8 protein-coding genes are annotated in these 11430 nt (G+C 67.3%); all 8 read right to left on the minus strand.

The annotated features are described in order from the left end of the window. Window positions 1–12 precede the first annotated feature (12 nt). A complete protein-coding gene (locus C8N44_RS03645; protein WP_107974807.1) occupies window positions 13–1608 on the minus strand; it encodes a caspase family protein in 1596 nt (531 codons plus the stop codon). Then, window positions 1601–2551, minus strand: coding sequence for an OmpA family protein (locus C8N44_RS03650; RefSeq protein WP_107974808.1), 951 nt, complete (start codon window positions 2549–2551; stop codon window positions 1601–1603). The genes C8N44_RS03645 and C8N44_RS03650 overlap by 8 nt, the downstream gene beginning before the upstream one ends. Before the next feature lie 48 nt (window positions 2552–2599). Further along, window positions 2600–5131: a serine/threonine-protein kinase gene (locus C8N44_RS03655; protein WP_107974809.1), complete on the minus strand. Its 2532-nt coding sequence runs from the start codon at window positions 5129–5131 to the stop codon at window positions 2600–2602. Between the two features lie 104 nt (window positions 5132–5235). Then, window positions 5236–6180 (minus strand): sulfite exporter TauE/SafE family protein, encoded by a 945-nt coding sequence (locus C8N44_RS03660; protein WP_107974810.1) that lies wholly within the window; start codon window positions 6178–6180, stop codon window positions 5236–5238. A 3-nt stretch (window positions 6181–6183) separates the two neighbouring features. After that, window positions 6184–6642, minus strand: a complete 459-nt coding sequence (locus tag C8N44_RS03665; protein WP_107974811.1) for a hypothetical protein — start codon at window positions 6640–6642, stop codon at window positions 6184–6186. Between the two features lie 19 nt (window positions 6643–6661). After that, on the minus strand, window positions 6662–8599 hold the full coding sequence (locus tag C8N44_RS03670; protein ID WP_107974812.1) for an FHA domain-containing protein: 1938 nt from the start codon (window positions 8597–8599) through the stop codon (window positions 6662–6664). Then, on the minus strand, window positions 8599–9540 hold the full coding sequence (locus C8N44_RS03675) for a hypothetical protein (protein WP_107974813.1): 942 nt from the start codon (window positions 9538–9540) through the stop codon (window positions 8599–8601). Before C8N44_RS03675 ends, C8N44_RS03670 begins: the two co-directional genes overlap by 1 nt. A 55-nt stretch (window positions 9541–9595) precedes the next feature. Next, window positions 9596–11272 carry an FHA domain-containing protein gene (locus C8N44_RS03680; RefSeq protein ID WP_107974814.1) on the minus strand — a complete coding sequence of 559 codons (1677 nt, stop codon included), beginning with the start codon at window positions 11270–11272 and terminating at the stop codon, window positions 9596–9598. Window positions 11273–11430 lie beyond the last annotated feature (158 nt).

The raw sequence follows: 11430 nt of genomic DNA on the forward strand, positions 1-11430 counted from the left end.
TGACCCGCGCGCTCAATTCTGGGTGTAAAGCCCTATGGAGCCCACCTGGCAGTCCCGCCCTCGGATCGTGTCGGTCAGCGCCGGGTCGATCCGCTTGCCGGCCCCCGCCTGCAAGGCCCGGTGCAGGTCCTCTGCCGGTTCGGGGCAGGCCACGGCATAGAGCTGGTCCGCCCCGGTCGGCGGCACCACTGCGAAGGTGGCCGAGATCCCTTCGGACGCCACCAGCCCTCCGCCCGGCCTTTCGGGAAAGAGCGGCTGGATATTGCCGTTGGCGGCCACGTTGAACAGCGTGAGATAGGGCTTCGCCTCGCTTGGCGGCACGAAGTCGAAACTCGCTTCCTGTCCGAGCGACAGCGTGCCGTTGCCATGCTGCGCGGTGATCGACACCGGCGGTTCGGAGGCCACGGTGAGCGAATCCAGCGTCGCGAGGCCGATCGCCCGCGCCACCAGCGCGTCCGCTTCCTTCGGCCAGTCGTCCGAGCGGTTCTCACCCGTCGATGCGCTGACGCTCGTGATGCGGTCGCCGGTGTGGTTGTAGACATCCCAAAGCCCGGCGCCCTGTTCCTCGAAGGTCAGGACCGCCCCTGTCGGTACGCGCGTGATCTTCTCGGGATCGAGCCCCGGCGGCAGCGCGCCGAGAAAGTTGACCGACACGCGCTCGGGCGCCCTTGGCGCCTGTGGTCGCGTGTCGCGCGCCGCCGTCAGCGACAGGACCCGCTGGTCGTCACCCTCGGGGAAAAGCCGCGGCTGCTGGCTCTGGTTCATCCGGGCAAAGACCCGCTGTTCGAGGAAAGACGCCAACTCCCCGCGGCTCAGGGCATTGTCGCCGTCCGTGTCCGCCGCCCCCGAAAGCGCCTCGGCGAAATACCACGACAGAGCGCCGTGCATCTTGCCGTCTATCTCGGTCTCGTTGATCCGTAGCACCTCGCTCGCAGTGGCGAGGATCTGCGTCAGGTGGGGCAGGCCCTCGAAGCTCTCGCTGTCGGGCGTTGGCGGCACGTTGGCAAGGCTCGGATCCGGCAGCCCGTCGAAGATCCCGCCGAAGCGCGACACCGTGAAGGCCGCCGACCGCACAAGCCCGCCCGCGTGACAGGAGTCGAAGACCCAGACCACCTGGTATTCCGACGCGCCCTGCATCAGTGTGCGCAGCTCGTCGTCCGACAGCCGACCCGTTCCGGGACGCGAAGGATCGAAGTCGTGGAACATGATGATCTCGTCGAGCCCGTCGTCCTCGTCGTATGGCTCCGAGGCCTCGCGCTCCTGCGCGCCATGCCCGGCAAAGGTCACGATCAGCGTGTCGCCGGGGTCGGCCGCGGCCTTCAGCCGCTCGAAGGCATCGAGAAAGGCCTGCACCGTCGCGCCCTCGTCCATCAGCACGCGATCCTCGGCCAGCTCGACACCGGCCGCACGCAGCGCCGTGGCCACGGTCTCGGCATCGTTGCGGGCGCCCAGAAGATCGTAGGGCTGTCCACGGGGCATGCCTGCCGAGTAGGGCTGGAAGGCGGCGTATTCGTTGATGCCCACCACCAGTGCATGCTGATCGGCACGGGCAGGGTTCGCCGCAAACAGGGCCAAAGCCGCTGCGGCCAAAAGAGCTCTGCTATTCATTTTCAAAAATCACTTCTATCCGACGCGCGATAAGGCGCTGCTGCTCCGGCGTGTAAATGCCTTGCTCCAGGATGCGCGGCTGGTCCTCACCACCCCGCCCATCCACCCGGATGACTGCCCCGACACCGCGTCCCTCAAGGTAATCCCGCACCGCCTCGGCACGCTCGAGGGACAGGATGCGGTTTTCAAGGCTCGGTCCCTCGGCGTCCGTATGCCCGACGATCCGCAGCGGGATGCCCGACGGCAGGCCGCGCAGGTAGCCGGCAAGGGCCCGCGCCTCCTCCTCCGACTCCCGCGTCAGCCTGTCGGTGCCCGGCTCGAAACGCAGCGGTAGAAGGATGCGGTCGATCCCGCCCGAGGCCGAGGCCACCACGTTGTAGGCGTCGCCCTCCGTCCCGCCACGCAGTCCGAGCTCAAGCGCCCGCATCACGCCGCTCACGCTGCCGTCGACACGGATCGTGGCCCGCGTCGATCCGCTGACCAGCATGGCTTCCTGCGCCAGCGCGACAAGCCGCGGCACTGCCGGCTCGAGCCCTGGGTTCTGCGCAGTCACATCTGCCGCGCCCAGCGTGTCGAGTGCGAGGTTGTAGGCCCGCGCCGCCTCGTCGAAGGCGCCCCTCCGGGTGGCCAGCGCCCCGCGCATCGCCAGCACCTCCCAGTGCATCAACGGCGCGCTGTCGAGCAGCGCCTCGGCTTGCTCGGCCTCCCCCGACTGCAACAGTGAGCTCGCCCTCCGTGCAGCCAGTGACGAGGTTGCCTGAAGCGCGGTCCGGACCACCTCGGGATCGCAGCCAAGGTCCCGCAGCCCGCGCGCCTTGCGGATCAGCTCGGACACCGGGGTGACCGGGGCCTGGGCATCCCATGCCTCGCGCGCCGAGGCACAGTCCGCCGAAGCGGCCCCGGTGAAAAGCAGGAAAGCGGCTGTGGCAGCAAGCGGTTTCATGGTCAGAACCTTGCGGAGTGCTCTGGATTCAACTCAGGTTGCCTCCGTTCATTGGTCAAGCGTCAGCAAGCGCAGCGTTTCGTCGTCCGAGGCCGAGATGATCTGCCGGCCGCCCGGCCCCACCGCCACGGCACGGATCTGGTCTCCGTGACCGCCCAGCACGCGGCGCACGCGCAGTTCCCGGTCGCGCAGCTGCACCTGACTGTCGTCCGATCCCGTCACGAGGAACTCGCTCGACGGCGAGGCGGCGATGCTGGTCACGCCTGCGACCGGCGCATCGGCCAGCCGCCAGGTGTCGCCTGACCGGGTCCAGGCCAGCACCATCTCGTCCTGCGTCGTGGCGTAGAGCGTCTGCCCGTCCGGTGCGAAGGAGACCGAGGTGATCCAGGCCTCGGCATCGCCGAGATCGGCCAGAAGCGCCTCGGTCCGTGCATCCCAGATCCGCACCGTCCGGTCGTAGCTTCCCGAGGCAATCAGGTTGCCGTCGGGACTGAAGGCCACCCCGGTGACCCAGTCGCTGTGCGCGTCGACGACCTGCGGCGGCGCATCCTCGCGCCCCCAGATCCGCACCGACCCGTCGGGCAACCCGGCAGCGATCCGGTCGCTGCCGGGGCCGACCACCGCCGACTGCACGAAGGTATTGCCCGTCTCGATGCTGCGTCGCTGGGTCAGGCGGCGGGTGTCCCAGACCGTGATCCGGCCCTCGTCCGACGCCGAGATGAAGAACTGCCCGTCGGGGCTGAATGCCACCGATGTCACGTCCTTCTCGTGTCCGGTCAGTGTCTGGCGCAACCGACCGGTTTCCGCGTCCCAGACGCGGACGGTGTTGTCGTTGCCCCCCGACACGATGAGTTCGCCGCGCGGGTCGAAGGCGACGGCGCGCACCACTTCGGTATGCCCGCGCAGCACCTGCGATCCGAAGGTGTCGCGCCGCCAGGCCGCGAGGCTGGCAGCGGGTCCCGAGGGCTGCACAGCGGGGCCGGGGTCGTCCTGCTGCTGGACCGCCGGCACCAGCCGTGCGCCGTCCTGCCCCTGCTGCCCCTGCGCCTGCCGCAGTTGGGCGTTCAGCCGCGCGATCTCGGCCTGCGCCTCGTCGCGGGCCTGCTGAAGCTCACGCCGCAGTGCCGCGCTCGTGTTGCGTTCTGCGCTCAGTTGCCGTTCCAGTTCGGCATCCGAGGTATTCCCGTTCGCCTGCGCCTTGTCGAGCTGATCGCGCAGCGCCGCCACCTCTTGGGTCTCCCCGAGCGAGGCGGCATCGAGCTGCGATTGCAGCTTTCGCGCGGCGGTTTCGGCGTCTGCAAGCCGCTGCTCCAGTGCCGCGACCTCGGTGCCGCGCTGCTGGCGGACGTTTTCGAGCTGCGCCGACAGGATGGTGATGCGGTTCTCTGCATCGGCAAGCTGCCCGGCCCCGACCGTCAGCCGGTCGCGCAGGGCTTCGGTCTCGTTTTCGGCCTGCGTCGCCCGAGCATGAAGCGCCGCCACATCCGTCGGGATCTCGGGCAATCGGCTTCCGAACGACCCCGACACCGCCGCCATTGCGACCGCTCCGATCGCCAGCCCCGCGACCGAGGCGAGCAGCAGCTTGCCCAGGATCGGCTCTGGCGGCGCGGGCGGATGGTGCGCGGCGGCGTAGTTCTGCGCCACGCTCTGACCCAGGGCCATCGTGTCCGGCATCACGGGGCGCAGCATCTCCTGCCACTCTCCGGCACTCTGGATCCGGTCTCGCCGCGCCAGCGACAGCGTCTGGTCGATCGAGGCGAGAAAAACCGGCGGATAGCCGGGGTGGTTGCCGGTCAGCGGCACCAGCGGATCGGTCTTCTGTTCGGCCAGCGCCTGGTTGCGCTCGGGCGCGGGCGGCGGCGCATGTCCGGTGATGGCCGCGTAGAAGGTCGCCGCCACCGAGTAGAGGTCGCTCGCCAGGCCCTGCTCCACCCCGGTGATGTAGAATTCGTTCGGAGAATAGCCGTCGGCCACCACCGGCAGGGTCGACAGCTTCACGCTCTGCTTGGTCGCCTCCACCCGCGCCGCGCCGAAGTCGATCACCACAGGCTTGCCCTCTGGATCGACGAGGATATTCCCCGGCTTGATGTCGCGGTGCAGGATGTTCGCAGAATGCACGGTCGCGACGGCGCTCAGAAGGTAATGCGCGAACATCATCACGTAGTCCGGGGTCAGCCGTTCGGGGTAGCGATCGATGACCGTCTGGAAATCCGACCCCTGAACGTAGTTCATCACCATGTAGGCGGTGCCGTTCTCGGTGAAAGCCGTCAGCACGTTCACCACGTGGGGCGAGTTCAGCCCAGCAAGCGTCTCGGCCTCGCGCAGGAACAGCGCGATGCACTTCTCGAAGGTCGGTTCGCTGCTTTTCGAGGCCGGCCGCACCCGGGTGTCATGCGTTCGCCGCGACAGGCCCGCCGGAAAGCATTCCTTGATGACAACATCGCGGCCGAACCGGTCCTGCGCCATGTAAGTCATTCCGAAGCCGCCGGAGGCGAGGAAGCGGGTGATGGTGTACTGCCCGTCCGCAAGCGTCGCGCCGGGGGGCAACTGCGTGTCGGAAAGCTCTTCAAGGTCGGTCATCTGTGAAACCTATGCGATCGGGCTCAAATAAACTTACCTAACGTTACTCTCTCGAACTCCGGCTGTCAGCCAGCCGCGCGGGGGCGTGATCCTGCCGTGATGCGTCATGTCACGAGCAGGTAGACGGCGCTCAGCGTGATCCAGAGCGCCGCCAGCGTCTTGAGCCAGAGCGGCCCCAGCCACCCGGCGATGATCCGTGCGATGAAGCCGCCCAGCATGGCGCCGGGGATTGCGATGAGCGCCACCTCGGGGCGCAGGAAACCCGCCCAGATGTTGAACCAGATCCCGGTGATCACGCAGATCACCGACACCCAGACCGCCGCCGCGATGGCGATCCGCGTGGGGTACTTCCGCAGCAGCAGGTAGATCGCCATGAACTCTCCGATCCCCACCGAAAAAAGTGCCGTGACGAAGCCGCCCGCCGCGCCGAGGATCAACAGCATGTAGAGATCGAAGCGCGTCAGGTGCAGGCGCCGCTCGCTCGCGGGCTGGCGCCTCTGGACCCAGGTGAAGACCAGCAAAAAGACCCCCAGCGCCAGCGAGGCCACCTTGAACCACGCGATCAGCGAGGCGCCGTCGACGGCCCGAACGATGAAGATCTGGGTGAAGAGCAGCACCGGGATCCCCAGCGCCAGCGGCGCAAAGACGACGCCCTGTAGCGTCGTTCCGGGCACCTTCTCCTTCCAGGGCAAGGAATCCTTCACGAAGATCGCCCAGGCCCAGGTCAGCGTGCCCACCGACATGCCAAAGCACTGGATCGCAAAGGAGACGGCGACGGATTCCTTGGGCCCGAGCTCGGCCAGCCTGCGGAACTCCGGCGCGATCATGATCGCGCCGTCCTGAAGTGCCGCAAAGACCGGCACGAAAACCACGCCGCCTCCGGTGCCCGTGGCATTGGCGATGATCGCGCCCAGGACGCCCACGGGGAAAAACAGCCAGAGTGCCGCGACCGCATCGAGGCTCAGGTCCGAGCCGCGGAACAGAAGGATCCACCCGATCACCAGCAGCACCAGATGGATCGGGATCCAGATGCGTACGAGGCGGGCCATTTCTCAAAGCCTCCCGAACCGGCCGCCCTTGTAGCGCCAGCGCACGAAGAGCACGGCCAGCGGCCCGAGCAGGAGGACAAAGCCGATCAGAAAGACCCAGGCGAAGTGGAAGCTGGCCAGCCGAATGGTCTCGCCCCGCTGAAAGGCGAACTCGTCCAGCCAGGGAATCCACTCCAGCGACGCCAGCGACAGCACGATCACGAATTCGATGATCGAGAAGAAGAATTGATAGGCGAAGGGCCAGTCGCGGTCCCAGCGCAGCCGCTGGATCAGGATGTAGAGCGGATCGAGGATCACGCCCACGACCAGCAGCGCCAGAAGCACCCCCAGAAGCATGAGCAGCAGCCCGCCGTCGTAGGGCAGCCCGCCCACGAAAAGCGCGTAGAGAAGGGTGACCGGCAGGCCGACGACGATGATCAGGAAGAGGCGGGTCTCGATACGTCCGCGAAGGGTGGGCAACATGGCAGATCTCGCAAGCAGGTCAGGGGGTTGAGCCTGCGCACCAGCGCAGCCATTGGATCGCGGAGCGCGCCGGCCCGATGGGCCGCATGGCGGTCAACCGGTTGGCGCCGATGTCGTCGACCGAGCGCAGCGCCGCGTATTGCAGCCCGAGAAAGCTGTCGACGGCAAGGTATGGGCCTCCGGCGGTCACCTGGCCCGCGGCGTAGACACGGCCGCTGCCGTTGCGCAGCCCCTCGATTTCGAAGGCATTGCTGACCTCCAATCCCGTGCGCGGCCCCGGCTGCCACGTCCCGTCGCGCTCGCGCCAGGCGTGGTTCTGCGGCAGCTCGTAGGTGTTGAGCAGGTCGGCCAGGAACAGCGACCGCGACAGGTCCGCGACCAGCCCGGTGCAGTCGACAAGGTAGTCGGCCTCGAAGCTCTGGTCGAACCCGTCGGGTGTCTTGATGTCGATGCCGAGCTTCTCGCCCCGGACCGCGATGTGCTTCACCGATCCGAAGATCGCCCGGTACCAGCCTTCTTCGCCGCCCCGCTCGCCGATGGCGATCCAGTCCGAGCGTTCCGCGGTGGTCGTTCCGCCAAGCTGGCTGAGGATCCTACCGCGTTCCTCTGCGTCCGCGTTCTCGTATTTCAGCCGCACGTCGCCCCCCCACGAGGCCTTGGGCCAGTTGAAGGGCTGCAGTTCCACGTGCCCGCGCACCGGCCGCCGCGCCCAGCCGTATTTCGCGCCCTGCTGGCCACGGATGGGGCTGCGGATTGAATGCAGGATGACGATGTTGGGATTTCGGGCGCGCGCCTCGCTGAGGCGCTGCAGGATGCGGCTCGCCACGATCCCGCGCCCGCGCACCATGATGTTTACCGGCTCGGTCGAACTCTCGATCTTCTGGTAGATGTGTTCGTGCGGCTCGTAGGCATTGGCCACCAGCGATCGCATTTCCGGGTGCCGGCCTAGGAAATCCTGGAAATCGTCGACGAAGCGCGTCGCCGGGTAGCCGGTCGAAACATGCACGATCTTCGCGAGCGTGACCTGATTGCGCTGCTCTTCGGGCACGACATCGCGGCTCGCGCGCCAATAGATGGCGTAGCGCCCGTCCGAGGTCTTGCGCAGCGCCTGAACCAGCCCTTTGCGGAACATCCGGCTCCAGTTGATGCGCTTCATCTCGCGATCGAAGCTGCGAAAGACCCGGCCCGCGCGAGGCGTGTAGCTCTCGGCCAGCGTGGGTTCGCCGAAGACCTGGAAGGCATAGCGCGGATTTCCGGTCGTCACGCTCTCGCGCAGTGCATAGCCCGGAAAACCCCAGATATTGTCGGGTGTGGAGGCCGAATTCGACCGCAGCCTTTCATGATCGGGGATCTGGCTGTTGGCGCAGTAGCGCGCATAGGTGGCGTAGGGGATGTCCTCGGGGCCGATGGCGACGATGTCGTCCTCGTGAACGCCATAGCAGCGCAGGTGGTCGATCCAGACGAAAGACCCGATGCCCGCCCCGATGGCACAATAGGCGATCTCCGAGACAGGGCGCCCGCCGGTATGCACCTCCGACACGTCAACCGTTCCGCGCGCGGGGATGTCCGGCGGCAGCCCGTTGTTCTCGGGGGTGGCAGGCGTGATGTAGCGCGATTGCGGCCCGACCGGCGCGGTCTGCGCCTCGACCTCCTCGTAGCGCACCGTGACGGAGGTGTCCGCGGCACTGATGCGCTGCCCGGTCGTGATGCGCGCACTGCCGAGCCCAACGCCGGCAAGCTGCGTCCCGTTGGTACTGCCGAGATCCGTGACAGTCAGGCCCTGCGCGTCGGCGACAAGCTCGAAATGCCGGCGCGACACCCCCTGGCCCGGCAGGGTGACACCGCCCGGGCCGGGATCGCGCCCGAAAATCAGGCTGTCACCGTGGGCTAGCTCGCGCGTTTCGGACAGGGTGCTGCCCGAACCGCCGTCGCTTGCCTCTATCGTGACCCGGAACATCAGGCGCGACCCTCTGTAGAGCTCGGGTCGACGAGGAACCGCGTTTCGGCGTTGATCAGCCGCGTCCCGCAATGCGCGCAGTTGTCGGACCGCGCGTAGCCGTTCGACATGTTGCAGTTCTGGCAGACGAGCACCGTCTGACCCGCCTCGGTGGCGCGGAAGACCGCGCCGCCGATCTCGATCGTGTCGAGATTGCCCAACGGCCGTGGTGTCGTGCCCAGAGCCCCGCGGTTGACCCTCACCCGGGTTGCCTCGCCTTCGGGACGGGCCAGCACCAGCACGCCGTCCTCGGTCGCACCGATGACGCCCGCCAGCGTCCGCCCCTCGCGCTGGGGCAGTGCCAACAGGTCCTCGACCAGTGCCATCGGGTAAGTCTTGATGCTCAGCCCCGCCGGGCCGGTCGAAAACACCATGGCGGTGTGGCCGAGGTCGGTATCCCCGCCGCCATCCTGCGACAGCGACAGAACAGATCCCCCGGCAAGATGGACGTGGCGCGGTTCGGGCGGGGGCGGCGGCGCGGGTGGTTCCTCGCGGGCGGGCGCTTCGGCCTCGGAAGCCTCATTCGCCGGTAGCGCGCCGACGACCACCTCCATCATGAGCCCGGGAATGCGCAGCCCGGTAGGCTGTCCCGACGGCAGGTCGAGCCCGTTCGACTTGTCGACCGGACGGCTGCGTCCGTCATGGTCCAGCCGCATCACCCCGTTGCGCGACGTGTCCTGCAGCCAGGCATCACCGCTTCCCGCGGCGAGAACCTTGCAGTGCGAACGCGAGACCTCGGGGCATGTCCACTTCAGGGCGTAGACGTCGCCCGAACCGGTGCTGATGCGGAGGTAGTCGGTATCCTCTTCGCGGCCAATTTCGACCGGCAGCGTCAGCTCGAAATCCGAAAGCAGCGTCTCGCCCGTGGACTCGGCCTTTATCGTCAAATGTATGATTGCCATGCCGGTATCCCGGGTAAAAAATGGTGTCTCAAATCATGTCGTCATGACTGCCGCGTCAGGTGTCGGCGGGCCATTCAATCTTGAACTCGGCCTCGCCGAGCGAAATGCGGTCGCCGGGATCGAATTCGGCGGCCTCTACCTTTTCGCCGTTGACGAAGACGCCGTTGGTCGACCCGAGGTCGGAAATCCGCATCAGCCCGTCCCGCCCGACGTTCAGCTGCGCGTGCACGCGACTGACCGAGGTGTCGTCGAAGATCACCGAGTTCTGTTCGCCCCGGCCCATCGTGATCTCTGGCTCGAAGATCGGCATCCGCTCGCCCGTCGCGCTCTTGATCAGCGTCGCATAGGGATGCTGCACCTGCCGTGTCTGCGCGGCGCCCTCGGCCACCCGTGTCACCCCGGCCATCTTGGTGACCGTGTCGGCCTGTTGCGTCGGCGTGGCCTGATGTGTCGGGGTCGCAGGCTGGCGGGCCGATTGGGGCGCGACGGGTGCAAGCCGCGGCGCCGCAGCGGCGGGCTGCGGAGAGGGGATGCCACCCGAGGTTTCGCGCACCGGTCCGCTCCGGCGTCCCATGAGGGAAAGCAGGATGATCAGCAGCAGAAGAAGACCGCCCGCGACGGCGTACCACCACCAGGGCACGCTCAGCACCCAGCCAAGCACCCGGTCGACGATCCCGTCAGGCTCATCGACCTGACCGAAGATGGTTCCGCCGGTGGTCTGCGTCTCGCCGCCCGACTGTGCGTCGGCCGAAAGGCCGGTGATCGAGACAGGCAGTTCCACGGCAATCCGCTCGGTCGGCCCTTCGGCATAGGTCAGGACCAGCTCCAGCGGAAAGGCGATGTCCCCGTCGTCCAGCACATCCTCGGAAATTGCCAGCGTGCCGCCGCCGATCAGCAGGTCCTCGACCTCCTGGATCGACGCCGTGTCGAAATCGCCCGTCCCCACGGGGCCGACGAAGGACGTCCCGCCGGTCTCGTTGGCCAGCCGTTCCAGCGACTGGGTCAACGGGCGTTCGCTGTTGGCCCTGATAGACCCGGCGCCCACGATCTGCACGCCTGCCTCGTTGGCCGCCTCGACAACCTCGGCCAGCGAAAAGGCCGAATCCTCAGCCTCGCCGTCCGAGAAGATCATGAGCACGCGGCGCTGGGCGGGGATCCTCTCCAGCTGCCGGATCGACTCGATGGCGGATTCGTAGAGAAAGGTGTTCAGCCCGTCCGCCGTGATGTCGCCGTTGTCGAGCGCCTGCAGCACCGCGGCCCGGTCGGCCGAGATGTCGGCGTCCATGCCCAGCGTCGCGTCGAAGCTGTTGACGCCGACAGCCACCGCCTCGGGCAGGCTGGCCACGAGATCGCGCGCGGCCTCGATATTCTGCTCGAGGATCGGCCTGCGGTTGCCAAGCTGCCCCGAGTTGCTGCCGACCGAGGTGTCGAACAGCAAAAGCAGCGCGGCGCCCGCGCCGGCCTGCTCGAAACTGCGGTAGGTGTGCTGGATCGGCCGGCCATTCGCGTCTGTCAGCAGGCTGGTGTCGAACCCGCTGCGCCCGGTGGCCCCGACCTGGCAGACCTGGCCTTCGACAAGCTGGAAGGTGCCTTCGCTGCAGACCGCCCTCGCGCCGCCGTCCTGCGCCTGTGCCGCCTGGCCGGCGAGAACAAGCGCAAGTGCCGGTATCAGGGCACGCCCGCGGGCCAGAATTGAAGTGAATACGGGAATGCGGGCGAATTTCGCGATCATGGCAATACAACTTTTGATAAAAATCTCTGTTAAGTAAGCTTATCGACTTCCCTTGCGTCAAGTTTCTTGCGGTAGGTGCGGCGCGGCAAGTCAGGTATTCACGCCCTCAGGCCGGCCAGCTTGCGCCTTTAGCAGGACCACGCCCACGGCGGCGGGTC

It is taken from the genome of Allosediminivita pacifica (genome assembly GCF_003054175.1).
Lineage (GTDB): Bacteria > Pseudomonadota > Alphaproteobacteria > Rhodobacterales > Rhodobacteraceae > Allosediminivita > Allosediminivita pacifica.